Here is a 25,954-nt window from a genome sequence, read left to right as displayed (position 1 = left end):
CGGGCGGCGGCGCTGCTCGCCCCCGGCTCGCCCGGCCGCCCCCTGCTCGACTTCCGCCGGGGGCTGGTCGCCGAGCACATCGGCGGCTCCGCGCAGGCGGCCCGCGCCGCCTACCGCCGCGCCCATGAGGGGGCCGCCGGATACGGGGACGCCCTGCTGCTCTCCTTCACCTGGCGGCATCTCGCCGGACTCGCCTTACAGGAAGGGGAGTCCGCCGAGGCGCGGCACGGCTTCGGGGAGTCGCTGCGCATCCGGGTGGAGCTGGGCTATCTCATCGGTACGGCTCCGGCGCTGGCCTCACTCGCCGACTGCGAGCCCGAGCCGGAGGCGGGCAGACTCCGGGCGGAGGCCGGGCGGCTCTTCCGGCTGCTGGGCGGGGTGCCGGTCTCGCTGGCGGCCCGGCTCACTCCGCCGCCGCAGCAGAGCACTCCGCCGCCGCAGCCCGAACCGGCCGCTTAGGGAGCGCCGGGCCTTCCGTTCGGTCCGAATCAGGCGACCGGGCGACACCGGTCCGTACGGCGGGCAGGCCGGCACCCCGCCGCCGGGACCGGGCAGACCCGCCGCCGGAGCCGGGCAAGCCCGCGGCCGGCCCGACGGCCCGGCGAACCCGCGAACCCGCGAACCCGCGAACCGGACCGCTCAGAGGTCCATCCCCTCGAAGTGATCGCGGATCAGGGAGCGCGCCCGCGCCGGGTCGCCGGAGATCAGCGCTTCCAGCAGCGCCGTGTGCTGCTCCGCGTCGGCCGTCAGCGCGGCGCGGCGGCCGGCCGGTCCGGTGCGAGGGGGCCACTGGGAGCGCCGGTGGAGGTCGTCCGCGACCTCCAGCAACTGGTCGTTGCCCGCCAGGGCGAGCATCGCGCGGTGGAAAGCACGGTCGGCCTCCGCGTACCGCGCGGGGTCGTCGGACGCGGCGGCCGACTCGGTCGCCGCCGCCAGGGGACGCAGCTCGCTCCAGCGCGCCGCGGGCACCGTACGGGTCAGCCGGATGATCACCGGAAGCTCGATCAGGGCCCGTACCTGGGCGAGTTCGGCGAGTTCGCGGGGGCTGCGGACAGCCACCCGGAAGCCCCGGTTGGGGACCACCTCGACGGCGCCCTCGGACGCCAGCCGCTGCATCGCCTCCCGGACGGGGGTGGCGGACACCCCGAAGCGCTCGCCGAGCACGGGGGCGGAGTAGACCTCACCGGGGATCAGCTCCCCGTCGGCGAGGGCGGAACGGAGCGCCTGGAGGATCTGCCCGCGTACGGAGTGCCGCTGGACGGTGCGCGAACCGTTCCGGTGCGGACCGTTCCGGTGGGCCGGATGCGCCGCGCCCGGGTGCGCCGCGCCCGGATGCGGGGCGGACGGCTCGCCGCGGCTGTGCTCGCCATGGGCCTGCTCCGGAACCCGTGAACTGCCCGGGGACTGGGCGGAGTACGGCCCCGCCGCCGCGGCCCCGGGCCGGTACGGCTGAGCGGACGGCGCCGTCTCACGCGCTCGGGCCTGCTCCACTCGGGTCCTCCTCCGGCCGGATGCCGGGCCCCGCTGGCATGCCCCGGGCCCTGTGTGCACGATAGGCGGACCGGACCTCACGTCAAACACCGGCCAGTTCGGGTAAGGTAAGGCTTACCTGCTAACGATCGCGATTCGGTGGTCCGGCATGACACTGCCCGCTCTTCTCCCGCCCGCGCTCGCGTCGCCCGTCGCGCACGCGTACGCCCGCCTGTCCGAGGTCTTCCCCGGCCTGGCCGTGGGCGAGCTGAAGACGGAGGAGCGCCCTCCGTCCGGCGGCGGCTGGGTGAACGCCGGCGAACTGGCGCTCGGCGGCGCGGCCCTGGACTCCTTCCTCGAATGGGACCACCTCCAAGTACTGCGGGACCACGGCGCGGAGGCACGCCCCGACGTGGTGGCCGGGTTCGGCTTCCACCGGTACGCCTGGCCGGCCGCTCTGCTGATGACCGTCCCGTGGTTTCTGCTCCGGCGGGTCCCCCGGCTGTCGCCCGAGGACGTCTCCTTCCACCGGACGCTCGGTCTGATGACCATCCGGGTCACGGAGTTCTCCTGTCTGCCGGAGGATCCGGCGGCGGCGCTGCCCGGGGCGCGCGTGGCGGCCGACGAGGAGGCCCTGCGGGCCGAGCTCCGCTCCGCCTTCGCCGCGCACATCGAGCCCGTCCTGGACGGCTTCCGGCCGCGCACCCGGCGCGGCAAGCGGGCCCTGTGGGGCATGGCGACGGACGATCTGATCGAGGGGCTCTGGTACATCGGGAATCTGCTCGGCGAGGAGCGGCGGGCGATGGCCGAACTCGAAGAGCTGCTGCCGGGGACGGTCAAGCCGTACGTCGGAGCCCCCGGCTTCCGGGACCTGACGGGACCTCAGGGCGAGCGACTGCCCACCCGGGACCGCGCCACCTGCTGCCTGTTCTATACACTGCGGCCCGACGACACCTGTGTCACCTGCCCGCGCACCTGCGACACGGCGCGGGTGTCGAGGCTGCTGCCGAGCGCCTGATCGGCGCCTCACGGCAGTTGGCTCGCTTCGGATGTCACGCCATGCTTCCGGGTGATATAAATCGTACGCAACTCAGTCTGCCCATATGGCAGTTCGAGTAAAACCCATCTATCCGTGTGCCGTATGGCCCCATTGGCGTTCTCTTGCCACAAAACCCCCTGGGATCGCCCGGACTTCGGTCAATATGGCGGCCGAAAAGCCCTACCGCGATGCAGATGCAAGGGACACCAACATGAGAGACATATCGCTCACCTGGCTCCTTCCCGGCGGCGTGATGGTCGTGGGAGTCCTGGTGGCGGTCGCCGTACTGGCGCGCGGCAAGAAGGTCGCCGGCAAGTCGGCACAGCCGGAGGACTCCTGGGAGCGGAACGAGGAACGCCGCAGGCGTAAGGAAGCCCTCTACGGCACGGCGTCCTATGTTCTCCTCTTCTGCTGTGCCGCGGTCGCCGCCGCGCTCTCCTTCCACGGACTGGTCGGCTTCGGTCGGCAGAATCTGAACCTCTCCGGGGGCTGGGAGTATCTGGTGCCCTTCGGTCTGGACGGGGCGGCGATGTTCTGCTCCGTTCTGGCCGTACGCGAGGCCAGCCACGGCGACGCGGCCCTCGGGTCGCGGCTGCTCGTATGGACGTTCGCGGGCGCGGCGGCCTGGTTCAACTGGGTGCACGCGCCGCGGGGCATAGACCACGCGGGCGCTCCGCACTTCTTCGCGGGCATGTCGCTGTCGGCCGCCGTTCTCTTCGACCGGGCGCTCAAGCAGACCCGCCGGGCCGCGCTCCGCGAGCAGGGCCTGGTGCCCCGTCCGCTGCCGCAGATCCGCGTCGTACGGTGGCTGAGGGCTCCCCGGGAGACCTTCAACGCCTGGTCGCTGATGCTCCTTGAGAATGTGCGCACCCTGGACGAGGCGGTGGAGGAGGTCCGCGAGGACCAGCAGGCCAAGAAGGAGGCCCAGGCGCGGGCCAAGGATCAGGCGAAGCTCGACCGGGCGCGCATCAAGGCCCTCAACCGGCAGCACCGCGCATGGGGCCGGGGCCGTATCGTCCGGGAACCCGATCTGCCCGTTCTCGCCGCCGGTTCCGGGACGCCGTCGTCGGGCGGCTCCGGTTCATCGGGAGGCTCCGCACAGGCCCTCACCGAGGGATCGAAACCTGTCGCGGAGCCTGCCATAGAAGCCGGACCGCTGCCTTCTCTCTCCCGAACCTCTCTCCCGTCCCACCGTCCGGCCGCCGGAAGTGAACCGATCACAGTGGATCTCACCGCCGAGGACGACACTCAGACGCTGCCCCGGCTGGATTCGCTGGAGCGGAAACTGAAGGATCTCGAAAGACAGTTCGGCTGATCCGGTCACCGGCTGAGCGAACTGAATGAACTGCATGAACTGCATGAACTGAACAAGCTGTACGAGCACGAGCGGCCCGTCCGGGCCGAAGCGTCAGGAAGGCCGGTCAGAGAACCCTCAGACCGGCCTTTCGCGCAGTTCGAACCAGACCACTTTGCCCGCGCTCTGCGTCCGTACGCCCCAGGAGTCCGCGAGGCTCTGCACCAGCGCCAGCCCCCGGCCGTTGACGTCGAGCGGATCCCGCCGCCGGTGCGCCGGATCGGGCAGCGGCAGCCCGGCCATGAAGTCCCGCACCTCGACCCGGAGGGTGGCGGAGGCGACGGTGGCGGTGACCACCGCGCCATGGCCCGTGTGGACGAGCGCGTTGGTGACCAGCTCGCTGGCGAGCAGTTGGGCCACATCCGCTGTGTCGGGTCCGTCCCACTGACCCAGCAGTTCCCTGAGCACCCGCCGTACCTCGGACACCGACTTCAGGTCGGTGCAGCCTAATCGCCGGTGCAGCGGCTCGGGTTCCGCCGCCGCGCCCGGCGTCATCGACGGCAATCGGTCCGCCGCCCGGTTCGCGCTCCGCTCGGCCGAGAGCTCGGCCGAGAACTCGGCCGGCAGCCCGGCCGCCCGGTTCCCGGGGTGATCCGCCGACAGCTCGGCCGGTGTGTCCAGCGCTCCCTCCGGCAACGCCCCCCGCTCCCCTCTGCCCGGGATTCCCCCGAATCCGCCGTAGCCGCCGTGGTGACCCCCGTGGCCCCCGGTACCGGCCCCTCCCTGACGCCCAATCATCATCCCCACCCGTACGTCGGACCTCTGCTGTCACACAGTCTGTGTGCCGGACACTTCCACGGAGTGGATTGCCCCCGCCGGGGGTTACCCACGCCTGTCGAACGCCCGCCCGTTGCGCGAAGTCAGGCTTTTGGTACCGGGTGCGGACACCGGCTACGGCCATCGCCTGAGACGATCGTCGTCCCGCTGTGGGGTCCGGCGTCTCAGGGTCTGGGCACATTACGCAGATTGGACCGGGCCATCTGCACCATGCGGCCCACTCCGCCATCGAGCACGATCTTGCTCGCGGAGAGCGCGAATCCGGTCACCATCTCGGCGCTGATCCTGGGCGGGATGGAGAGCGCGTTGGGATCGGTGACCACATCCACCAGAGCGGGTCCCTTCTGCCGGAAAGCCTCTTTCAAGGCCCCCGCCAGGTGTTTCGGCTTCTCGACCCGTACGCCGAATGCCCCGGCGGCCTGGGCGACCGCCGCGAAGTCCGGATTGACGTTGGTCGTTCCGTACGAGGGAATCCCGGATACCAGCATCTCCAGCTCCACCATGCTCAGCGCAGAATTGTTGAAGACCACCACCTTCACCGGAAGGTCGTACTGCACCAGGGTGAGGAAATCCCCCATCATCATGGTGAATCCGCCGTCGCCGGACATGGAGACGACCTGACGGCCACGGTCGGCGAACTGCGCGCCGATGGCCTGCGGCAGCGCGTTGGCCATCGACCCATGGCTGAAAGACCCGATGATCCGGCGGCGGCCATTGGGCGAGAGATAGCGGGCGGCCCAGACATTGCACATTCCGGTGTCGACGGTGAAGATCGCGTCGTCGTCGGCGAGGTCGTCCAGCACCGAGGCCACATACTCCGGATGGATCGGGATATGCCGGTCCACCTTGCGGGTGTACGCCTTGATCACGCCCTCCAGCGCGTCGGCGTGCTTCTTCAGCATCCGGTCCAGGAACCGGCGGTCCGACTTGGCCCGCACCCGGGGAGTGATGCAGCGCAGGGTCTCGCGCACATCGCCCCAGACGGCGAGATCCAGCTGGGAGCGGCGGCCGAGGTTCTCGGGCCGGATGTCCACCTGGACGATCGGCACATCGTCGGGGAGAAAGGCGTTGTACGGGAAGTCCGTGCCCAGCAGGATCAGCAGATCGCACTCATGGGTGGCCTCATAGGCCGCGCCGTAGCCGAGCAGGCCGCTCATGCCGACGTCGTAGGGATTCTCGTACTGAATCCACTCCTTGCCGCGCAGCGCATGCCCGACCGGCGATTTCACGCGTTCGGCGAACTGCATCACCTCGGCGTGCGCACCGGCCGTGCCGCTGCCGCAGAAGAGGGTGACCCGGCGGGCGTCGTCGATCATCCGGACGAGCTTGTCGATCTCGGCGTCACCGGGGCGGACCGAGGGCCGGGAGGTGATCAGGGCGTGCTCGACGGACTTCTCGGGCGCGGGCCGGGAGGCGACGTCGCCGGGGAGCGATACGACGCTGACCCCGCTGCGGCCGATCGCGTGCTGGATCGCCGTCTGGAGGAGCCGGGGCATCTGCTGGGGGTTGGAGATCAGCTCGCTGTAGTGGGAGCACTCGCGGAAGAGCTGGTCGGGGTGGGTCTCCTGGAAGTAGCCGAGGCCGATCTCGCCGGAGGGGATGTGGGAGGCGAGGGCGAGCACGGGGGCCATGGAGCGATGGGCGTCGTACAGGCCGTTGATGAGGTGGAGATTGCCGGGGCCGCAGGAGCCGGCGCAGGCCGCGAGCGCGCCGGTGATCTGGGCTTCGGCGCCCGCGGCGAAGGCGGCGGTCTCCTCGTGCCGGACCTGGATCCAGTCGACGGCGTCGTTGCGGCGGATGGCGTCCACGACGGGGTTGAGGCTGTCGCCGACGACTCCGTACAGCCGCCGGACGCCGGCGCGGACGAGGATGTCGACGAACTGCTCGGCGACGCTCTGCTTGGCCATGGGATGCGCAGCCTTTCCGCGGGTGGGGGCCTGAGGTCCATCAACCCATGGCCGGCGCGGTTTCGCCTGTCGGCCTCGTCCTTCGGAGAGGCGGACCCTCACCCCTCCCAGACGGCGGCGGCCGTGCGGTCGTCCGCGTATCCCTTCACCCTGAGCTGGGTGTCGGCGAGGAACGCGGCGAGGCCCGGGGGCCCGTCCGGATCCGCCCAGCGCCCGGCCAGCTCGGCGGCGAGCGCGGGCTCCTCGCGCAGCGGTTCGGCGAGACCCGCGCTGCACAGCAGCAGGGTGTCGCCCGGGCGGGCGACACAGGCCCGGAACCGGAACGGATCGGCGGGGAGCGGGGGCGGCTCGGCCGGCCCGGGCTCGGGATGCGGGGGCTCGGCGTGCGGGGGCTCGGCGTGCGGGGGCTCGGGGCGGCGGGGCTCCAGGTCCTGCCAGCGGCCGTCCCTGAGCCGGAAGAGCCCGCCGGGACCGAGGCCGAAGACGATACGGAGGCGGCACTCCGGGTCGGCAGGGAGCAGCAGACAGCGCAGCCCGGCGGGGTACTCGCCGGGCGGTGCGCCCGGCTCGGCGGCGGCGCGCAGCCTTCCGAAGCCGCGTTCGGCGAGCCGCTGGAGCCCGGATCTCAGCTCGCCGCGCCGGTCGGCCCTGATGTCCTCGGCGAGCCGGGCGTGGCTCTGTCCGACGGCCGCGCCGACCCGGTGGCAGGCGTCGGCCGCGGCGCGCTGGGCTCCTTCGGCGGCGCGCACCCCGCCGGCCACGGCGACGAGGACCAGGGCCCCGGTCCCGCTGCCGAACCGGGCGGTGAGCAAGGAGTCTCTGCGGGGCTGTCCGCGGTAGCGGGCGGAGTCCCCGCGCATGGACACGGCGCGGAGGGTGCCGGAGCCATATCGGGCGCCGTCGAGGGCGGTGTCGGCGACGAGCTGTCCGAGCTCTCCGGCACAGGCGGCGGGGAGGGCCGTGGGCTCGGCGGCGTAGGTGGGCGGTCCATCGCCTATATGGCCCGGATGCGGGGCTCGCGGGGCCGGGGAGACGGGCGTCGGCGTCACGGGCGGCGGCTCAGACGCGGTGCGGGAGACAGGCGGCGGCGTCACGGCACGGACGGGCGGCGTCACGGACGGCGGCTCCACTGCGTGGAGGGGCGGCCGGGGCCGGGGCGGCGGAAGAGGCGGCTCCCAGGGGGCGCGGACCCGTAACGGCTCCGCGCGGGGTATGCCGCGTAAGCGTGCCGTGTCCGGCGCCGCCGGGCCCGGCGGCGGCTCCGCTCCCCCGCTCGGCGGGGCCGTCGCCAGTACGGCCGAGCCGAAGCGGGCGTCCAGGGTGTCGTCCGGCGCTGAATCCGGACCCGGCTCCGGACCCGGCTCCGGACCCGGCTCCGGAGCGGACTCGTCAGCGGAATCGTCGTACAGCCGGTTCCACCAGTCGTCTTCGGGCTGCTGGCTCATGTCCGTCATTCTTCACCGCGAGAGTGGCGGAACACCGGGTCAACCCGGAAAGCCGCCGCCGGTGAGTACGGTGAACTTGACGCGTGGACCATGGATATGACATTGCGTCATACCGCAGCACCGGGCCGGGAGCACCGGCCGGTCCGATGGGCGACGGCGCCGCGGTGCGCTCCCCCGCGCGTCCCGGGCCCGCCGCCGGGACCAGCGGCGCTCCCCCGCGGACGCCCCGCCTCCGGAGCGTCCGTCAAGCGCGTGCACCACGGGGCCGCCCCGATGCGGGATCACTCGGACGAACGGGGATGATATGCGGGATATGAAGGGGGTTTCCGGTGCTGGGAGCGATTGGTCTCGACGCGAGACAGGAGTCCGCGTACCGCGCGCTGGTCGCGCTCGGAGCGGCGGAGGTCACCGATCTCGCGCACCGGCTGGCGCTGCCGGAGACCGACACCGAACGCGCTCTGCGGCGGCTCGAACAGCAGGGGCTCGCCGCGCGTTCCTCGGCCCGCCGGGGCAGGTGGGTGGCGGCTCCCCCCGGCGCCGCCCTGGGCGCGCTGCTGACCCAGCAGCGGCAGGAGCTGGAGCAGGCGGAGGCCGCGGCGGCGACGCTGGCGCGGGAGTACCGCGCCGAGGCGGCCGAGCCCGCCGTGCACGATCTGGTGGAGGTGGTGACCGGCGCGGTCGCGGTCGCCAACCGGTTCGCCCAGCTCCGGCTCGGCGCGGCGGAGGAGCTCTGTGTGCTGGTCGCCGACGCCCGCACGGACGCGGGCCCGGCCGGGCCGGGCGTCGTCCGGCGGGTGGTCATCGAGCGCGAGGCCCTCGCCGCCCCGGGCGGCACCGCCGGGCTGACCGCCGAGCTCGCCCGCGGTGAGCGGGTACGGGTGGTGGACCGGGTGCCGAGCGGGCTGGTCGTCGCCGACCGGGCGCTGGCGATGGTCCCGCTGACGGCCCGCGACACCGATCCCGCGGCGCTCGTCGTCCACGGCTGCGGTCTGCTGGAGTCGCTGCTCGGTCTCTTCGAGGCCGTCTGGCGTGAGGCGCTGCCGCTGCGGCCGGCCGCCGGCGGTTACGAGGAGGGGGCGTGCGGCCCCGACGCCACCGATCTGGAGATCCTCTCGCTGCTGCTCGCCGGGATGACGGACGCTCGGGTGGCCAAGCGGCTGGAGCTCGGGCTGCGGACGGTGCAGCGCCGGGTGAAGGGGCTGATGGAGCTGGCGGGGGTGACGACCCGCCTTCAGCTGGGCTGGCACGCGTACGCGAAGGGCTGGGTGGCCCGCGATCCCTGGGAGTGAGCCGGGCGCCGCCCGGCCCGGCCCTGAGGTGCGAACTGCATAAACCGCCCCGATCCCGCACCCTGGGCAGATGGGCGTGGAGCAGCTGCTGCTGGTCGGCCTGGTGATGGCGCTGGGTCTCGTCGGCGTCCTGGTCCCCGGTGTGCCCGGCCGGTGGCTGGTCTGGGCGGCGATGCTCTGGTGGGCGCTGCACGAACTGTCCGCACTCGCCTGGACGCTGCTGGTCGCCGCCACGGCGCTGCTCCTGGTCGACCAGGTGGTGGTCTGGCTGCTGCCCTCCCGGCGGATCCGGGGTACGGGCATCTCCCCCCGGGTGGCCGCCTGCGCGGGTCTGGGGGCCGTGGCGGGCTTCATCGTGCTGCCCGTGGCAGGCGCGATACCGGGCTTCATCGGCGGGATCTACGCTACGGAGCGGCACCGGCTGGGCGGGCACGGTCCGGCCATGGCGTCCACCCGGGCGGTGATGCGCGGGGCGGGGACGAGTCTGCTGGTGGAGCTGTTCGCCTGTCTGCTGGTGGTGGGGGCCTGGCTCGGGGCCGTGATCTGGGGCTGACGGGGCCAACGCGACCGCCACGACCGCCGCACAACACCCTGAATGCGGTTCATATGAGCAGAGACACCTCGGATCTCTCTCTCCATATTGACTGCCCCTGACCTCTTGCCTACGTTCCGTCCATGGACAGCTCGGATGAATGGACTCGGTCTCCACACTGAGCCGCCGGGAGGCGACATGGCATCCGCACACGGCACCCCCGCTCCGGACTCACCAGCTCCGGTTCCGGTTCCGGTTCCGTCCAGAAGATCCGTCATCGCCGGCGGCTCCGCGCTCGCCGTGCCCACGCTCGCCGCCCCCGCACAGGCCGCACCCGCGCTCGCCGTCCCCGCACAGGCCGCACCCGCCGGACGGAGCGCCGAGGTCGCCGAAGTCACCGAGGTCGCCGTACGGGAGGACAGCTGGCGCACGGTCCTCGACGACGCCGACCTCGTCTGGCAGCGGATGCCGAAGACCTGGTTCGAGGGCCCCTATCTCGGCAATGGCCTGCTCGGCTCCGGAATCTACGCCGAGCCCGGCGGGAAGAACGCCGTCCGATTCAGTGTGCAGCACTCCGAGGTACAGGACCACCGCCCTGAGTTCGGCTCGCTCTTCGGGCTCGCCCGGCTGCCCATCGGCCATTTCACCCTGGAGCCGGTCGGCGCCATCACCGGACTCGACTGGCGGCTGGGGCTCCATGACGCCGAGCTCACCGGCGCCCTCACCACCACGGCGGGCACCCTGCGGCTGCGCGCCTTCGTCCACACCACCGCCTCCGTGCTCGCCGTCGAGGTCACCCCGAGCGAAGGCGAGAAGGACTTCCGCTGGGTCTTCCACCCGGCCGACGCGATCAGCCCGCGCGCCGCCTTCCGCCCGCTGCCCGAGGGCTACCGGGGCAACCCCCCGGCCGTCGTCGAACGCCACGGCGATCTGCACGCCGCCGTACAGCCGCTGCTCGCCGGGGGCGAGCATGCGACCGCCTGGCGCGAGCTGACCACCCGCTCGGGCCGCCGCACCCTCCATGCGACAGTGGCGCACTCCCACCCCCGTAAGACGGCACGCGCCCGTGCGCTGCGGACGGTACGCCGCGCCTCAGCGGTCCCGTACGACGCCCTCGCCCGTCCCCACCGCACCTGGTGGGACCGGTTCTACCGGAAGAGCTTCCTCTCCCTGCCCGACGCCCGGCTCCAGCGCTTCTACTGGATCCAGCTCTACAAGGCCGCGTCCGCCGCCCGCCGGGACGCGCCCGTGATGGCGACCTGCGGACCCTGGCTGGAGCCCACTCCCTGGCCCAACACCTGGTGGAACCTCAACGTCCAGCTGGAGTACTGGCTGATCCACGGCTCCAACCACCTCGAACTCGACGCGGTGACCCGGGCCCTGAGCGAATTCCGGGACCAGCTGACGGCCGAGGTGGCCCCCGCCTACCGCGCGGACTCGGCGGGCATCCCCCGTACCACCGACACCCGTCTCGTCAACGGCGGCTCGACCCCCTCCGGCCAGGGCTACGGGGTGGGAATCCCCGGCCGTAACCCGCCCACGCCCGAGGTCGGCAACCTCACCTGGGCGCTGCACAACGTCTGGCTGTCCTACCGCCACACCATGGACGTCTCGATCCTCCGGGACACCCTCTTCCCGCTGCTGCGCCGGGCGGTCTCCTACTATCTCCACTTCCTGACCCCCGGCGCGGACGGCAGGCTCCATCTGCCGCCGACGTTCTCCCCCGAGTACGGAGTGGACGCGCCGGACTGCAACTACGATCTGATGCTGCTGCGCTGGGGCTGCCGCACCCTGCTGGATTCGGCCGCGGAGCTCGGCGTACGCGACCCGCTGGCCCCCCGCTGGCAGGAGGTCCTGGCCAGGCTCACGCCCTATCCGGCCGACGCCGGCGGCTACATGATCGGTGCGGGGGTCCCCTTCGCCAAGTCGCACCGTCACTACTCCCATCTGCTCGCGATCTATCCGCTGTACGAGGTCACGGGCCGCACAGCCGAGGAGCGGGCGCTGATCGAGAGGTCGCTGAAGCACTGGGTGAGCTTCGAGGGAGCGCTCCAGGGCTACACCTTCACCGGGGCCGCCTCCATCTCCGCGCTGCTGGGCGAGGGCGAGAACGCCCTCCGTTTCCTGGAACAGCTGATGACCCGGTTCATCCAGGCCAACACCCTGTACAAGGAGTCGGGCCCGGTCATCGAGACCCCGCTGTCGGCGGCCCGGTCGCTGCACGACATGGTCTGCCAGTCCTGGGGCGGGGTCATCCGGGTCTTCCCGGCGCTGCCCGGAGTCTGGCGGGAGGCGGCCGTGCACGACTTCCGTACGGAGGGGGCGTTTCTGCTCAGCGCGGTACGGGAGGAGGGCCGCACCCGCTGGATCCGGCTCCACAGCGAGGTCGGCGCGCCCTGCGCCGTACGCCATGGGATCGCGGGGCCCGTCGAGGTGCGGGACGGGAGCGGGCGACGGCTGCGGCACGAGGACGCGGGCGACGGCGTGATCCGGATCCGGCTGCGCGCGGGGCGGTCGGCGCTGATCACCGCCGAGGGCGACCGGCCGCGTCCGGTGATCGCGCCGGTACGGCCGAACGCCCCGGCTCCCCGCTGGGGGCTGCCCGGCTGAGGCCCCGCCGGGCAGCCCCCGCGGAGCCGAGCCGCTCAGGCCGTCTCCGCGAGCCTGCTCAGGCCGTCTTCGCGGGGACGCGCAGACCGGCGAGGTCCACGGCGTCCGCCATGGCCTGGTATCCGGCGTCGTTGAAGTGGAGATGGTCGCCGGGGTCGTAGGCGGGCAGGATCCGCTCGGGCCGCTGGGGGTCGCGGACCGCCGCGTCGAAGTCGGCCACCCCGTCGAAGAGTCCACCGGTTCTGATGAAGCGGTTCACCGACTGGCGTACGGCCTCCCGGGCCTCGGTCCAGCCGCTGTGGCCGCCGAAGGGGGCGATCGTCCCGCCGATGACCCGGATGCCCCGGGCGTGGGCGCGCGCTGCCAACTGGCGGTAGGCGGCGGCGAAGGCGGCCGGGTCGGTCTGTTCCGGTCTGCCCTTGATGTCGTTGACGCCCTCCATCACGATGACGGCGCGGACCCCGGTATGGGTGAGGGCGTCGGCGTCGAAGCGGCTCAGCGCGCTCGGCCCGGTGCCGTCGAGCAGCAGCCGGTTCCCGGCGATCCCGGCGTTCAGCACCCCGAGCCGCCGGTGCGGGGGCAGCGCCGCCAGCCGGGCGGCGAGCCGGTCGGGCCAGCGGCGGTCGGCGCTGTTCGTCGAGCCGGAGCCGTCGGTGATGGAGTCGCCGAAGGCGACCACACTGCCCCGGGTGAGCGGGCTGAGGATGTCGACGCCCGCCAGGTAGTACCAGGATCCGGTGGTGGCGGTGTACGCCGCGCCGCTCTCATCGGCGGTGTGATCGCCGCCGGGGGCGATGAAGTTGGTCTGGACGGCGGAGCGGTGATACGTCGCCGGGCCGGAGTCGGCGGGGGTGTGGAGGGTGACCAGCAGATGGGCGGCGGCCCGCACCCACAGCGGCACGGGGTCGGTGACCAGGTCCCGCCCTGCGGGGACGGTGATGGCCGCCGCGCCCCGGTGGGTGACCCTGCGCACCGAACCGGGGACCGCGCCGGGGCTCTTCGGCGCACCGGGGGTCTGGAGGGCGACGGTGACCGCGCCGAGCCGCAGCGGGGCGGTGCCGAACCGGTTGGTGATCCTGATCCGGACGGCGTAGCCGCCGGCGCTGGTGTGGACGACATTGCGGATGGAGGCGCCGGGCAGTCCCGGGACCGCGTGGGAGGGGGCAGCCGCCCAGGTTCCGGTCCAGCCGATCCAGGGCGTGCCGGCGGGCGTACGGGCCGCGGCGGGGCTCGCGGGGAGTACGCCCGAGGCGGTGAGAAGGGTGAGGGTCACCGCGGCGACCAGGGTGGACAGCGGTCGTCTGCGTGCAGTCATACGGCTCTGCCTGTTCCGGTCGGGGCCGCGGCTGCCGCGGCCTCGGACATGACCTGTGGATGCACTGTCGCAGGCATCGCGGGGTCTGCCCAGGACGGAGCGCCGCCGGCGGCGGAGATCCGGCCCGGGAACGGCGACCCGGTGCGGGAACGGCGGGGTCCGTCGTGTGAGGCTTCACGGATGACCGATTTCACCGAGGCCGAGCGCGTGTATCTCGCGAGCCAGCGACTGGGCCGGCTGGCGACCGTGGACCCCAAGGGGCAGCCGCAGGCGAACCCCGTCGGTTTCTTCCCCCGCGACGACGGGACGATCCTGATCGGCGGCCACGCGCTGGCGACGACGAAGAAATGGCGCAATCTGCGGGCGAACCCGAAGGTGGCGCTGGTCGTGGACGACATGGTGAGTCTGCGGCCCTGGAAGGTGCGGGGGGTGGACATCCGGGGCGAGGCCGAACTGCTGACGGGTCCGCACGAACTGGGTCCGCACTTCAGCGAGGAGCTGATCCGGATCCACCCGCACACGATCCACAGCTGGGGTCTGGAGGGGTAGCGCACGCCGCCCGGTCGGGGCCCGGGCCCCGAACAGCACGGGCCCGGGTGACGCGTACGCTCCCCCGGGCCCGTCCGCTCACCTCAGACGACCGCGCTTGGCCTCCACGGCCGCGCGCCCCTGCGCGCCCTTGATCCGCCACTCGCGGCGCATCTCGGCACGGGCACGGGCGTCCGTCTTGGCGACGATGTACCGGTTCTCCCGGATCAGCTTGCGGTAGCTGGTGAGCCGGCGCTCCGCCAGCGACCCGTCCGCGATCGCCGCCAGCACGGCGCACCCGGGCTCGGCCTCGTGTCCGCAGTCGTGGAACCGGCACCCTTCGGCGAGTTCCTCGATCTCCGAGAAGGTCTGCCCCACCCCGGCCCCGGCGTCGAAGAGACCGACCCCCCGCAGCCCTGGGGTGTCGATCAGCACACCGCCGCCGGGCAGCGCGAGCAGATTCCGGGTCGTGGTGGTGTGCCGGCCCTTGCCGTCCGTCTCCCGGGCGGCCTGGACCGCCATCGTCTCCTCGCCGATCAGGGCGTTGGCGAGGGTGGACTTCCCCGCGCCGGAGACCCCGAGCAGCACCGTCGTACCGCCGGAGACGGCGGCGGTGAGCACCTCGACGCCCTCGCCGGTCAGCGAGCTGACGGGGTGGACGGGCACTCCGGGGGCGGTGGCCTCCACATCCTGGACCAGATAGGAGAGCCCGGTCGGGTCCGGGACCAGATCGGCCTTGGTGAGCACGACATGGGGCTGTGCCCCGCTCTCCCAGGAGGGTGCCGACGTATGCAGCAGTGCATCACCGTTCGAGCTGGACATCGCGAGGGCGAGGAACCGCTCGATCCGCCCGAGGTCGAGTTCGACCGCGAGCGACACACAGATGACGATGGTGTCGATGTTAGTGGCCAGGACCTGGCCCTCGGAACGCTTCGACGACGTCGACCGCACGAAGGCGGTCCGGCGCGGCAGCAGCGTCCGGACATACCTCGGGTCACCACCGGCCGGGTCGACGGCGACCCAGTCACCGGTGCACACGACCTTCATCGGGTCATGAGGAACGACGAACGCGGTGTCGGCGCGCACGATGCCCTCGGGGGTGAGAACATCGCACAGCCCTCGGTCGACGCGGACGACCCGGCCGGGGACAAGACCCTGCGCGGCGTATGGAGCGAACGCGTCGGCCCAGCCCTCGTCCCAGCCGTACGGAGTGAGAGCAGCCTCGACCGCGGCGGAGGCAGCAGAAGAAGACAGGTTCAGCGGATTGCTGGACAAGACGGGAACCCCTTACAAAGGGTGAAGGGTGGCCCCGGCGAGCGCGCTCGGCGCGCGGAAGTGTGTGGGTGTCAGCCGAAGACCACAGGGGTGGGAAGGATGAACTCCTGAGTGCGGGCAGCGCCCGAGACCGTGACCGTCATCACTGTCCTCACCTCCTGCTTCCTCGACGAACCGACAACCTAGCCAGGGCGGCGCACGACCTTCCCGGCGGAACGGGATGAAGACTAGACCCGCCCCGCCGACCCACGCCACCCATTTATTGGCGGGTGCGCCCGCACCCGGCCAGCCGTCGGCCGTCCATCACACGGCGAGGCACATCCCAGCCGGCGAGAGGACGCGTGCGCCGCCGATCTCCACCCTCGGCCTCCGGTAGCTCACCGGTACCCCGGACCGGGTGACGAAGTCGACCCGCTCATACACCAGCGCGCACAGGAGCGGGGTCCCTGCCCGACGCAAAGCATCAGCCAGCTCGGGCTGCTCCGCCGCGAACTCCCACGACGTCGAGACGAGCGAGAACACCCCCAGCCCAGGACGGCCGGCCAGCCGGAACCCCAGCCGCACCTCCGGCGACGGCCCCCGCCCCGCCAGCGCTGCCGCCCTGCGGTCGCTCAGGCCCGGAGGACACCCACAGACCGTTCCGCGCTTCGCTGCGGGCTCCAGAAACCGGGCACCATCACAGGCATGGAGCGACTCGTCCACGCCCGTCGCCGCCATGCGGAAAGCGACGGACACCTCCTCCAACAACACCATCACACGGTCGCTGCTGGTCAGTACCTCAATCACAGCTCCAGCGGTCGAGGACGACGGCTGGGGCATACCACCGTAAAGATCGGCGACGGCAGAAGCCACCTGATCGTCTTCCGTCGCAACGCGCCACGCCCCCATGGCCAAGGGCCTCCCTGCGTCATGCCGGGCAGCATGGAACCGCCCGACCGTCCCGGGGTGCTGTTGCAACTGGGCCATGACCGTCCTCCGGTATCCAACGAGCAGAGCCCTCATTCAGCGGGAACAGCCACGGCTTGGTCTGACCGGTGGTGTGCGCGTAGTAGAAACCCTCGGCCATGCAGCCACCCGATTCCCCGCGCCAGATGACTCGCACAGAGCACCGCTGGCTGAGTCCCGAGTCAACTCCCCTCAGCCACCAACACCAAGATCACCACGGCCGGGACCGGCGGCCCTCTGTCGGTGAAGTACAAGAAGACGGCGCGGGGCGGGCTCGCGGTGAACATCATCGACTGCTGACGGCGTAGGCCCTGAGCAGCGCTTCTCCATCTTTCGGCGCTGTCAGGGCCTTCCTTGCTTACACACCAGTAAAGTCCTCTGGATCAGCCTGGGGCAGGCGTGAAGTCCCTGGGATGTCCCCAGGATCCAGCCTCCCCAGCCGACTGGGGTGAGCCCGACCGGGATGAAAGGTCTTGTTGATCCTCGTCGGCTGACAAGGGTGCCAGCGACTCTCACAGAGACCCGTTTCCCGGTTCGAGGCGTACTCGCGCATCCGGGATCCCGCGCGCTCCCCAGCGCGCAACTGTCCGCCCAGCATCATCAGGCGCCTGAGGCGAAGCATCGGTCTCGGCATCCTACGAGGGGGCACGACCGGACTCGGTGCGCTCCTCATCCACCCCATCAGCGAGTGGTTCCGGGGCTTTTGAGTTGGCGGGTGGAGGGTCTGGACAGCGAGATGATCCGCAAGAAACGGCCTAGCTGTATTGACCACGAGCGTTGTTGACGGTGTCGGGCCTTGATCATGACGAAGACCTCCGGTGTGGTGGAGGTGTCTAAGCCGCACCACACACGGAGGTCTTCGTGTCCCACCGTAATGCCCGGCTGACCGTTCACGGCAGGCGGATCCTGGTCGAGCGTGTCCTCGCGGGGCGTCCGGTCGCGCATGTGGCGGCCGAGATGGGCATCTCCCGACCGACCGCGCACAAGTGGGTGCGGCGCTGGCGGGCCGAGGGCGACGCGGGTCTCCTCGACCGCTCCAGCCGCCCGCACACGACCCCGCACCGCACCCCGGCCGTGGTGGAGGCCGAGGTGTGCCGTCTGCGGACCGGGCGCAAGCTCGGCCCGGCCCGCATCGGCCCCGTCCTGGGCCTGCCCGCCTCGACCGTGCACCGGATCCTGGTCCGCCACGGCCTGAACCGCCTGGCCTTCCTCGACCGGCCCACCGGCCGGGTGATCCGCCGCTACGAACACGCCCGGCCGGGCGAGCTGATCCACGTCGACATCAAGAAACTCGGCAACGTCCCCGACGGCGGCGGCTGGCGTGCCGTGGGCAGAGCCGCGGGCGAGGCCAACCGCCAGGCCACCACCGACGCCCGCAGGAGCTCCAAGCCCGTGATCGGCTACTCCTTCGTCCATTCCGCCGTCGACGACCACTCCCGCCTGGCCTACAGCGAGGTCCTGCCCGACGAGCGCCAGCACACCGCCGCGGGCTTCTGGCGACGGGCGAACGCCTTCTTCGCCGCCCACGGCATCACCGTCCAGCGGGTCCTCACCGACAACGGCTCCTGCTACAAGGCCAAGCTGTTCACCCAGACGCCGGCCACCGCCGGCATCACCCACAAACGCACCCGGCCCTACCGGCCCCAGACCAACGGCAAGGTCGAACGCTTCAACCGCACCCTGCTGGACGAGTGGGCCTACCAGCGGCCCTACCACTCGAACGACGAGCGGACCCGGGCCCTGGCAGACTTCCTCCACACCTACAACCACCACCGCAGCCACACCGCACTCGGCGGACACCCACCCATCAGCCGCGTTAACAACCCTGCGGGTCAATACACCTAGCGGCGCGGGCCACGCTGGAGGCGGCCCTGGAACGCCGGGAGACCCGTGGCTGCCACAACCGCAGCGACGTCCCGGACCTCGACCGACCTCCCAGGTCAACCTCGTGTGGTCGCCCACGACGGGTGTGACGCGCGAGAGCATTCCTCCGATCCCGGATGAGATCGCCTCCCTGATGGAGGACGTGTCCACCGAGGACAAGCTCGCCGAGTGATGTCCGGGGACGTACTCGGCCCCATATCGCTGTCCGCGTAATCCGCGAGGCATTCCCGCTCAATCTGCCGCACGGGGCTTCGTCATGCCTCCGCACGGAACGCTCGGCCTTGAATGAGAATCTTCGGGATCCATCCGGCTCCGATGTCACAGATCCAGCGGCTCCCCTGTCTTCCCTATTGCAGGCATCAATCAGATCCGTCTGATCCGTCACAGACCCATCAGACGAATCCGATAATCAGCAGAATCCCCGAGAGAGGAATTCCCATCATGAAGATCGTAGTGATCGGTGGCACCGGGCTCATCGGCTCCAAGCTGGTCTCCAAGCTCAACGAGCACGGTCACAAGGCGGTGCCGGCCGCGCCCAGCACCGGCGTCAACACACTGACCGGCGAGGGGCTGACCGAGGTCCTGAAGGGCGCCTCGGTCGTGATCGACGTGTCGAACTCCCCCTCGTTCGAGGACGACGCCGTCATGGAGTTCTTCCGTACCTCGACCGCCAACCTCCTCAAAGCCGAGGCGGAGGCGGGTGTGACCCACCATGTCGCGCTCTCCGTGGTCGGCACCGAGCGGCTCCAGGAGAGCGGCTACTTCCGTGCCAAGCAGGCGCAGGAGGAGCTGATCAAGGCGTCCGGGATTCCGTACTCCATCGTCCACGCCACGCAGTTCTTCGAATTCATGAAGAGCATCGCGGCCGCGGCGACCGACGGTGACACCGTGCGGCTCGCCCCCGTGAAGATCCAGCCCATCTCCTCGGACGACGTGGCCGCCGCCGTGGGCCGTACCGCGGTCGGCGCCCCCGTCAACGGCGTGGTGGAGGTGGCCGGCCCGGACGCCTTCCAGCTGGACGCGGTCATCGGCAAGGGCCTCGCGGCCAAGAACGACCCGCGCACGGTCGTGACGGACCCGCACGCCCCGTACTTCGGCACCGAGCTCCAGGAGACCACGCTGCTCCCCGGCCCCGACGCGCGTATCGCCGAGTCCCGTTTCGCCGACTGGCTCGCCCAGCAGTCCTGAGCCGGACCGTCCAGTGCGGGGATCGGCGAAAACTCATCACGGCGAACCTGTCACAGAACAGGGGCTCTCGCGGTCTATGAACCGAACGCGATCGGAGTAGCCGTTCTTGCCGGTGCTGCTCACCGCTCGTGGGCAGCCCACCCCCGCTCCGGAACCCCCGGCCGTCGGTACCCCCTGCCCCGATGCCGTCGGCAGAGCGACCGCTCACCCGACGGCCGCGCGATCGCGCAACGCGACGATCCCTACCGGCGGAACGGAGACAGCAGGCTCATGCATCCAGAGTCGCCCCCCGACGAGAACACCTTGGACGAGGCCGTTTCCATCTTCGTGGAGCTGCGTCCACGTCTCTTCGGCATCGCGTACCGCGTCCTGGGAAGCACGGTCGAGGCCGAGGACGTGGTCCGGGAAGTGTGGCTGCGCTGGCAGCGGACCGATCGGTCCGCGGTGGTCAGCCCGGCCGTGTTCCTGTCGAGTGCCACCACCCGGCTCGCCATCAACGCGGCTCTCACCGCCGCGTACGGCGTCGAGCAGGCCGTCGAGCAGTTCGCATTCGCGGGCCCGTCCCAGAACCGGCTCCCGCGTCACGAGCCGCTCGGCCGTTTGCCGCGGCTGTCCCGTGTCCTGACATGCCGGCTGGACACGTATGCACCTCCGTGGTGAACCCGATCTGTTCTCTCAAGCCGACAGCGGTGGACGGTGGGCGCGTCTCAACGCTGAAGACACGGGCAACGGCCGTCGCCCGTAGCGCCGTTCGAGCAGCCTCACACCAGGGGACGAGACGATCAATACTGAGTGCACATGTCAACGACCAGGTGATTCGCCCGTGCGGCCACCCACGTCAGGGGCTGATGTCAGAGCCACGGCCCACGTCGGAAACCGTGTGCCGTCGAGTTGCGGAGACACGAAGGCAGTGGCGAGATCATCGTGCGGGGTGGAGAGCGAGAGATGCGGCAGGTCGTCACGGATCGCCCGGACGGCCCGGACGGCCCGAACGGCCAGGATCGCCCGGACGGCCCGGACGGCCTGCCCGGCAGAGAAGGAAGGCACGCCATGGCCACCACGGCTCCCGGCGGAACCCTCACAGCGGCGGACGGTCTCACGATCAGCCGGATGGGCTACGGCGCCATGCAACTGGCGGGCCCCGGCGTCTTCGGCCCGCCCAGGGACCGCGACCAGGCGCTCGCGGTGCTCCGCGAGGCGGTCGGCCTCGGCATCACGCACATCGACACCAGCGACTACTACGGGCCCACCGTCGTCAACGAGATCATCAGGGAAGCCCTGCACCCCTACCCCGCGGACCTGCACATCGTCACCAAGGTCGGCGCCCGCCGCGGCGATGACGGCGACTGGATCCCCTCCCTGGAGCCCGCCGAGCTCACAGCCCAGGTCCACGGGAACCTCCAGCACCTCGGCCTGGACGTGCTCGATGTCGTCAACCTCCGCCTCGACTCGGTGGAGGATCCGTCCAAGGGGTCCGTCGCCGACGCGTTCGGCACCCTGGCCGACCTCCGCGAGGAGGGCCTGATCCGCCATCTCGGTCTCAGCAATGTCACCGATGCCCAGCTGACCGAGGCACAGGCCATCGCCCCCGTCGTCACCGTGCAGAACCTCTACAACCTGGCCGACCGGACGGACGACGCGCTCGTGGACCGCTGCGCGGCCGAGGGCATCGCCTTCGCCTCGTTCTTCCCCCTCGGCGGATTCAGCCCCCTGCAGTCCAAGACCCTGAACACCGTCGCCGCCCGCCTGGACGCCACTCCCCAACAGGTCGCACTGGCCTGGCTGCTCCAGCGCTCCACCACCACCGTACTGATCCCCGGCACCTCCTCCCTCACCCACCTGCACGAGAACGTCGCCGCGGCCGGCCTCCGCCTACCGGCCGACGCGGTCACCGAACTCGACGCCATCGGCCGGTGATCCAGGCAGACAGTCTCCCGTGGCGCGGGGAAGACAGCGCCAGGCGCGTCCGATGTGTGGTCGATAATGCCTGCCATGGCAGAGATGAGAGTCGTGCTGGCCGAGGATGACGTTCTACTGCGTGAGGGGTTGGCCAGCCTGCTCGACCGATCCGGACACAGGGTGGTGGGGCAGGCCGGAGACGCGACGGGGCTGGTCGACCTGGTCCGTCGGCACCGGCCGGATCTGGTGATCGTGGACATCCGGATGCCGCCGACGCACACCACGGAGGGGCTGGCGGCGGCCCATGTGATCCGGAGGGAGCTTCCTGAGGTCGGGATTCTGGTGCTCTCGGCCCATGCCGATGTGGAGCACGCGATGGAGCTGCTGGCCAGCGGGCGGGGCATCGGATACCTGCTGAAGAGCCGGGTGGTCGACGTGGCGGAGTTCCTCGACACGCTGGAGCGGGTCGCCAGGGGCGGTTCGGTGGTCGACCCGGCTCTGGTGCGGGAACTGGTGTCGGTACGTCGTCGAATAGATCCGCTCGCGGCGCTGAGCGCGCGGGAGCGGGAGGTGCTGGCGCTGATGGCCGAGGGCCGTTCGAACGCCGGGATCGCCCGCCGGCTGTGGATCACCGAGGGCACCGTGGAGAAGCACATCCGCAGTCTGCTGGCCAAGTTGAGCCTGCCGGAGGCCGAGGAGGACCACCGCCGGGTGCTCGCCGTGATCACTTTTCTGGAGGCCCAGTGACGCGGGCGTCGAGCAGGTCTGTGATGGCACGTCCGGACAGCGACGCCTTCGGCAGGAACCCGATGGCCGGGCTGGCGTTGATCAGGTCCCGGTAGTCCTGCTCGGCGTGGGTGGAGATCAGGATCGTGGGGACCGATCGGCGGTGCAGCCGCTCGGTCAGTTCCAGCCCGCTCTCGCCCCCGAGGTCGAGGTCGACCAGCGCCACGTCGGGCCGCACCCATTCGGCCCCCCGCAGTGCCTCCGCGCCGTTGGCTGCCAGGCCGACGACGGTGATGCCCTGGTGCCGTAGCAGCCCGCTCGCCGCGACCAGGAAGGCTGGGCTGTCGTCGACGATCAGGCAACGCACCATGAGAGCAGCATCGCAGCATGGAGCTCCCGGCGCATTGCCGCTAGCTGGTAGTCCGTTCGGGTCAGAGCGCGCCGGGGCCGGCCGGTCACGGGCCGGCGGTGGGGCACGAGCGACCTTCCCGGCCACCGGTTCGGCGGTCCCGTGGACCGGTGACCGCGGTGTCGTACGGTGCGCCGGGGACGGTGAGGGGCAGTGACAGCTGGATGGTCGTACCGGCGCGGGAGGGGCTGTGCAGCCGCAGCTGGCCGCCGAGGGCCTCGACGCGGTCGGTGAGGCCGATGAGGCCGGAGCCGCGATGCGGGTCGGCGCCGCCGTGGCCGTCGTCGCGGATGCTGACGTGGAGCCGGCCGTCCCGAGTGGCCACGTGGACGTCGGCGACGGTGGCACCGGCGTGCTTGGCGGCGTTGGTCAGGGCCTCGGAGACGGCGTAGTAAGCGGCGATCTCGATCGGCTCCGGGTAGCGTTCCCGCGTCTGCATGTCGAGACGGACCGGGATGGCGGACCGCCGGGCCAGCGCCTTGAGCGCCGGGTGGAGTCCGCCCTCGGCGAGCACCGCGGGGTGGATGCCGCGGGCGACCTCGCGGAGCTCCTCGACGGCGGCGACCAGCCCATTGGCCACCTCGTCGAGCCGCCGGCTCAGTTCACCGGGGCCCGGTGGCACCGCCAGTTGCGCGGTGCGCAGTTGAAGGGCCAGGGAGACGAGGCGTTGCTGGGTGCCGTCGTGCAGGTCGCGTTCGATGCGGCGGCGGGCGGTGTCGGCGGCGGCCACGATCCGTGCCCGCGAGGCGGTGAGCGCCGCCTGCGCCTCGGCGTTGGCGATGGCGGTCGCCACCAGTTCGGTGAACGCGGCCAGCCGGTCCTCGGTGTCCGGCGGCAGCGGCTCGTTACGCATCGACGCCACGCTGACACAACCCCACAGGCGCCCCTCGACGCTGATCGGCATCCCCACCGCGGCGCGGAACCCCCAGTCACGGCCGATCTGGGCGGCCGTGCCCGAAGTCGTGGCGCCGTAGTCGTCGATCCGCGCCGAACGGCCCGACTCGAACACCAGGGTGTGCACATTGAGGCCCCCGGGTTCCACCCGGATGCCGACCGGGAAATCACGGCCCGTCCTGGTCCAGGCCGCGACGTAAGTAGCCGCGCCGGCCGGCTCGTACCGGCCGAGGACCGTGAAGTCGACCGCCAGCAGCTGCCCGACCTCGGCGGCGACCGCCGCGAACACCTCCTCCGAAGGCGCCGCTCTCGCGACCAGTGTCGCCACCCGGCGCAGCGCCGCCTGCTCCTCGGCGAATTCCCGCAACTCCACCCGTGCCTGCGTGTTCGCGATGGCGGTCGCCACCAGTTCGGTGAACCCGGCCAGCCGGTCCTCGGTGTCCGGCGGGAACGGCTGCGGGGACAGCGAGATCACCATCACCACGCCCCACGGTCGGCCCTCGACATCGATCGGCACGCCGACCACCGGGCCGAAACCCCGCTCCCGGGCGTAGGCGGCGGGGGTGCCGGAAGCGTCGGCGGCGGTGTCGATCCGGGCCGGTCGGCCCGTCTCGAACACCAGCGTCGCCACGTTTCTCCCGCCAAGCGGCACCCGGGTGCCGACGGGGAAGGGCCTACCGTGGCCGCTTCTGGACCAGGCTCCGACGGCTGCCGCAGTGCCGTCCGCGTCAAACCGGCAGATACCGGCCAGATCGCTGCCGAGCAACCGTCCGGCCTCGGCAGCGACGGCGGCGAACACCTGTTCCGGTGGAGTGGCCGTGGCCACCAGTGTCGCCACCCGGCGCAGCGCCGCCCGCTCCTGGACGATCTGCTCGCTCGACACGACAGCTGTCAGGCCCTCCTACCCGCCGGTGACGCCCCGCGTCCCCGGATACCCGCCAACGTACCAGCGTGCTCCCGGCACGAAGGCTCGTCAACGTGCGCTTACGGGATCAGGCCACCGGTGCGGCGAGCCCGCGTCCCCATCCGGCGAGGAGCATCCGGTCGCGGCATCCGGCGAGGAGCATCCGGCCGCGACGCCCGACGAGTTGGCCTCCGCGTTTGCAGCTAGCAGGAACCCGGCGGGGCGGGCTGGCCGGAAGGGAGACCGGCCGCTGGCATCGATGCCGTCGTGCTCCGTATCCGAGTACTCCTTGAAGTGCGTCGCGGAAGTCGGTCCGCTCCTGAGAAGCGGGCCGCGGCGGCCCCGCGGAATCCCCGCGGGGGACGAGTCCGAGAGCCCGGCGCAAGACCACCCCCGCCGGCCCTGCCATCGGCTACGAAGCGAAGATCGGATACACGGTGTACGAGGACTTCCGGCATACGTCCCCATGGCGCCATGACAGGTCCGACTCTCCCCCTGCGGGAGAGTCGAACCAACATTCCCCGACATCTCTCCCGCCTATGGGAAGGCTGAAGGAAATGAGCCCCGAACCTCCCCCGGAGGGAGTTTCGCCAGATTCTTCAGGACAAGTCTCCTGACTGAATACCATCGTTGATTTCCTCGCTCTCGCATCTACCGTTGAAAGCCGAACGAGGCCAACCTCTCCGCACTTTCGTCCAGCACGTTCTGTTGCCACGTCAAATTACTTCCATGCAGCAATTCCAGGGAATCCAGAAGAACCCTTCCGAGGGTTCTCCGCACGGGTCGATCCGCCAATGGGAGGAAAATGTGAGCGCTAGTCAGGAAGATCTCAAGAAGTTCTATTCCGGGCGAGAGGACAACTCCCCTTCCATATTCGACGTATGGGAGCAGGGGGCGGCCCGCGGGGATTCGGTGACCCCTTCCACCTACTCCCATGAGTATCGGGAGATGATGCTCGGCACCCTGGTGGAGGCTCTCGCCAAGAGCGACGCCCGCAGGCTTCTCAGCCTCGGCTGCGGAAACGCCGTGATCGAGGCCGAGCTGGCAGCCCAGGGGTATGACGTACTCGCCGTCGACGCGATGCCGGAGGCCGTGCGGCTGGCGCGGCGGAAGGGCCTGACGAGTCTGTTGGCCGATGTCCGCGAATGGAGCCCGGCCCCGGGAGAGTGGCCGGTGGTCTACGCGGACGGACTGTTCGGGCATCTGTACGACCCGGACACCCGCACACTGCCCATCCTCCACCGCATCCGCTCGTGGTTCACGGACGGCGGCACCCTGATCGCGTCCAATGACAGCACCAGGTCGGGGGAGCCCGCCGAGGCCGCTCCCGGGGTGAACGCCTTCTACTGGCTCTCCGAGGACTATCTCGCCGACCAGGCGTACGACGCGGGGTTCTCGTTCGCCGAATGCCGGACCTTCACCTACTCCCGCCCGATCTCGGGCCCCCGCCACCGATCGGTGCTGATCGCGCAGACCGCGGCGTGACGCCCGCCCGGGCGGCGGGTCCGATCGCCGTACCCGGAGCCGTGGCGGCCGCCACGGCCGGATCAGAGAGGACAGAAAC

At 71.2% G+C, this 25,954-nt stretch carries 20 protein-coding genes and 3 pseudogenes; 14 read left to right on the top strand and 9 right to left on the bottom strand.

Translation table 11 applies throughout. The features are described 5' to 3' along the window. A pseudogene (locus tag FF041_RS20470) lies at positions 1–459 on the top strand (hypothetical protein); the annotation flags it as partial. A gap of 180 nt (positions 460–639) precedes the next feature. Here FF041_RS20470 and FF041_RS20465 read toward each other — a convergent pair. Further along, positions 640–1,491, bottom strand: a complete 852-nt coding sequence (locus FF041_RS20465; protein WP_323392261.1) for a GntR family transcriptional regulator — start codon at positions 1,489–1,491, stop codon at positions 640–642. Between the two features lie 148 nt (positions 1,492–1,639). On the opposite strand from FF041_RS20465, the gene FF041_RS20460 reads away from it, so the two are divergent. Continuing rightward, positions 1,640–2,488 (top strand): (2Fe-2S)-binding protein, encoded by an 849-nt coding sequence (locus FF041_RS20460; RefSeq protein WP_153524135.1) that lies wholly within the window; start codon positions 1,640–1,642, stop codon positions 2,486–2,488. Between the two features lie 232 nt (positions 2,489–2,720). After that, complete coding sequence (locus FF041_RS20455) at positions 2,721–3,824, top strand: DUF2637 domain-containing protein (protein ID WP_153524134.1); 1,104 nt, start codon at positions 2,721–2,723, stop codon at positions 3,822–3,824. 117 nt (positions 3,825–3,941) lie between these two features. Here FF041_RS20455 and FF041_RS20450 read toward each other — a convergent pair whose 3' ends face one another. The 3 genes from FF041_RS20450 to FF041_RS20440 all read right to left on the bottom strand — a co-directional run bounded on the left by FF041_RS20450 (position 3,942) and on the right by FF041_RS20440 (position 7,992). Next, positions 3,942–4,499 (bottom strand): ATP-binding protein, encoded by a 558-nt coding sequence (locus tag FF041_RS20450; RefSeq protein WP_407698175.1) that lies wholly within the window; start codon positions 4,497–4,499, stop codon positions 3,942–3,944. 305 nt (positions 4,500–4,804) lie between these two features. Continuing rightward, positions 4,805–6,547, bottom strand: a complete 1,743-nt coding sequence (locus tag FF041_RS20445) for a pyruvate dehydrogenase (RefSeq protein ID WP_153524133.1) — start codon at positions 6,545–6,547, stop codon at positions 4,805–4,807. Between the two features lie 98 nt (positions 6,548–6,645). Continuing rightward, positions 6,646–7,992, bottom strand: a complete 1,347-nt coding sequence (locus FF041_RS20440; protein ID WP_194292105.1) for a protein phosphatase 2C domain-containing protein — start codon at positions 7,990–7,992, stop codon at positions 6,646–6,648. 329 nt (positions 7,993–8,321) lie between these two features. On the opposite strand from FF041_RS20440, the gene FF041_RS20435 reads away from it, so the two are divergent. From FF041_RS20435 to FF041_RS20425, 3 genes are all read left to right on the top strand, one after another. Further along, a complete protein-coding gene (locus tag FF041_RS20435; RefSeq protein WP_323392259.1) occupies positions 8,322–9,281 on the top strand; it encodes a helix-turn-helix domain-containing protein in 960 nt (319 codons plus the stop codon). Positions 9,282–9,351: 70 nt separating this feature from the next. Beyond that, positions 9,352–9,834, top strand: coding sequence for a DUF456 domain-containing protein (locus FF041_RS20430; RefSeq protein ID WP_153524131.1), 483 nt, complete (start codon positions 9,352–9,354; stop codon positions 9,832–9,834). Positions 9,835–10,011: 177 nt separating this feature from the next. After that, positions 10,012–12,423 (top strand): glycosyl hydrolase family 95 catalytic domain-containing protein, encoded by a 2,412-nt coding sequence (locus FF041_RS20425; RefSeq protein ID WP_153524130.1) that lies wholly within the window; start codon positions 10,012–10,014, stop codon positions 12,421–12,423. Positions 12,424–12,481: 58 nt separating this feature from the next. Here the strand turns inward: FF041_RS20425 and FF041_RS20420 are convergent, their stop codons facing one another. Beyond that, a complete protein-coding gene (locus FF041_RS20420) occupies positions 12,482–13,738 on the bottom strand; it encodes an SGNH/GDSL hydrolase family protein (protein WP_153524129.1) in 1,257 nt (418 codons plus the stop codon). A gap of 180 nt (positions 13,739–13,918) precedes the next feature. Here FF041_RS20420 and FF041_RS20415 point away from each other — a divergent pair, with 180 nt between their 5' ends. Next, a complete protein-coding gene (locus tag FF041_RS20415; protein ID WP_153524128.1) occupies positions 13,919–14,287 on the top strand; it encodes a PPOX class F420-dependent oxidoreductase in 369 nt (122 codons plus the stop codon). 78 nt (positions 14,288–14,365) lie between these two features. On the opposite strand, the gene rsgA is transcribed toward FF041_RS20415, so the two are convergent. Together rsgA and FF041_RS20405 are read right to left on the bottom strand one after the other, a co-directional pair. Next, entirely contained in the window at positions 14,366–15,541 is a 1,176-nt protein-coding gene (gene rsgA, locus FF041_RS20410; RefSeq protein ID WP_153524127.1) for a ribosome small subunit-dependent GTPase A, read from the bottom strand. A 303-nt stretch (positions 15,542–15,844) separates the two neighbouring features. Then, the gene (locus tag FF041_RS20405; RefSeq protein ID WP_153524126.1) at positions 15,845–16,507 is read right to left on the bottom strand and encodes a recombination directionality factor; all 663 of its coding nucleotides are present in this window, start codon (positions 16,505–16,507) and stop codon (positions 15,845–15,847) included. 840 nt (positions 16,508–17,347) lie between these two features. Here FF041_RS20405 and FF041_RS20400 point away from each other — a divergent pair. From FF041_RS20400 to FF041_RS20375, 6 genes and pseudogenes are all read left to right on the top strand, one after another. Next, a complete protein-coding gene (locus tag FF041_RS20400; RefSeq protein WP_323392257.1) occupies positions 17,348–18,331 on the top strand; it encodes an IS481 family transposase in 984 nt (327 codons plus the stop codon). Continuing rightward, positions 18,319–18,542, top strand: a pseudogene (locus tag FF041_RS20395) (succinate dehydrogenase); the annotation flags it as partial. The gene FF041_RS20400 and the pseudogene FF041_RS20395, both read left to right, overlap by 13 nt. Positions 18,543–18,811: 269 nt before the next feature. Then, positions 18,812–19,558, top strand: coding sequence for an SDR family oxidoreductase (locus FF041_RS20390; protein WP_153524125.1), 747 nt, complete (start codon positions 18,812–18,814; stop codon positions 19,556–19,558). A 270-nt stretch (positions 19,559–19,828) separates the two neighbouring features. After that, a pseudogene (locus tag FF041_RS20385) lies at positions 19,829–20,071 on the top strand (sigma factor); the annotation flags it as partial. A gap of 537 nt (positions 20,072–20,608) precedes the next feature. Beyond that, positions 20,609–21,475, top strand: coding sequence for an oxidoreductase (locus tag FF041_RS20380; protein WP_153524124.1), 867 nt, complete (start codon positions 20,609–20,611; stop codon positions 21,473–21,475). A 75-nt stretch (positions 21,476–21,550) separates the two neighbouring features. Continuing rightward, positions 21,551–22,204: a response regulator gene (locus tag FF041_RS20375; protein WP_153524123.1), complete on the top strand. Its 654-nt coding sequence runs from the start codon at positions 21,551–21,553 to the stop codon at positions 22,202–22,204. Here FF041_RS20375 and FF041_RS20370 read toward each other — a convergent pair. Together FF041_RS20370 and FF041_RS20365 are read right to left on the bottom strand one after the other, a co-directional pair. Then, positions 22,182–22,553 (bottom strand): response regulator, encoded by a 372-nt coding sequence (locus tag FF041_RS20370; RefSeq protein ID WP_153524122.1) that lies wholly within the window; start codon positions 22,551–22,553, stop codon positions 22,182–22,184. The genes FF041_RS20375 and FF041_RS20370 overlap by 23 nt on opposite strands. Positions 22,554–22,638: 85 nt before the next feature. Then, positions 22,639–24,369 carry a GAF domain-containing sensor histidine kinase gene (locus FF041_RS20365; RefSeq protein ID WP_323392254.1) on the bottom strand — a complete coding sequence of 577 codons (1,731 nt, stop codon included), beginning with the start codon at positions 24,367–24,369 and terminating at the stop codon, positions 22,639–22,641. An 828-nt stretch (positions 24,370–25,197) separates the two neighbouring features. On the opposite strand from FF041_RS20365, the gene FF041_RS20360 reads away from it, so the two are divergent. After that, the gene (locus FF041_RS20360; protein ID WP_323392252.1) at positions 25,198–25,875 is read left to right on the top strand and encodes a class I SAM-dependent methyltransferase; all 678 of its coding nucleotides are present in this window, start codon (positions 25,198–25,200) and stop codon (positions 25,873–25,875) included. The last annotated feature ends 79 nt before the right edge of the window (positions 25,876–25,954 follow it).

It is taken from the genome of Streptomyces jumonjinensis, assembly GCF_009600885.1.
Lineage (GTDB): Bacteria > Actinomycetota > Actinomycetes > Streptomycetales > Streptomycetaceae > Streptomyces > Streptomyces jumonjinensis.
The sequence above is the reverse complement of the archived record's forward strand: the minus strand, read 5'-3'. Positions and strand labels throughout refer to the sequence as shown.

Bases quoted from the DNA above. Each gene is read 5' to 3' on its own strand.
- FF041_RS20460 (WP_153524135.1), top strand. From the start codon at position 1,640: ATGACACTGCCCGCTCTTCTCCCGCCCGCGCTCGCGTCGCCCGTCGCG.
- FF041_RS20455 (WP_153524134.1), top strand. From the start codon at position 2,721: ATGAGAGACATATCGCTCACCTGGCTCCTTCCCGGCGGCGTGATGGTC.
- FF041_RS20445 (WP_153524133.1), bottom strand. From the start codon at position 6,547: ATGGCCAAGCAGAGCGTCGCCGAGCAGTTCGTCGACATCCTCGTCCGC.
- FF041_RS20440 (WP_194292105.1), bottom strand. From the start codon at position 7,992: ATGAGCCAGCAGCCCGAAGACGACTGGTGGAACCGGCTGTACGACGAT.
- FF041_RS20430 (WP_153524131.1), top strand. From the start codon at position 9,352: ATGGGCGTGGAGCAGCTGCTGCTGGTCGGCCTGGTGATGGCGCTGGGT.
- FF041_RS20425 (WP_153524130.1), top strand. From the start codon at position 10,012: ATGGCATCCGCACACGGCACCCCCGCTCCGGACTCACCAGCTCCGGTT.
- FF041_RS20420 (WP_153524129.1), bottom strand. From the start codon at position 13,738: ATGACTGCACGCAGACGACCGCTGTCCACCCTGGTCGCCGCGGTGACC.
- FF041_RS20415 (WP_153524128.1), top strand. From the start codon at position 13,919: ATGACCGATTTCACCGAGGCCGAGCGCGTGTATCTCGCGAGCCAGCGA.
- FF041_RS20405 (WP_153524126.1), bottom strand. From the start codon at position 16,507: ATGGCCCAGTTGCAACAGCACCCCGGGACGGTCGGGCGGTTCCATGCT.
- FF041_RS20390 (WP_153524125.1), top strand. From the start codon at position 18,812: ATGAAGATCGTAGTGATCGGTGGCACCGGGCTCATCGGCTCCAAGCTG.
- FF041_RS20380 (WP_153524124.1), top strand. From the start codon at position 20,609: ATGGCCACCACGGCTCCCGGCGGAACCCTCACAGCGGCGGACGGTCTC.
- FF041_RS20375 (WP_153524123.1), top strand. From the start codon at position 21,551: ATGGCAGAGATGAGAGTCGTGCTGGCCGAGGATGACGTTCTACTGCGT.
- FF041_RS20370 (WP_153524122.1), bottom strand. From the start codon at position 22,553: ATGGTGCGTTGCCTGATCGTCGACGACAGCCCAGCCTTCCTGGTCGCG.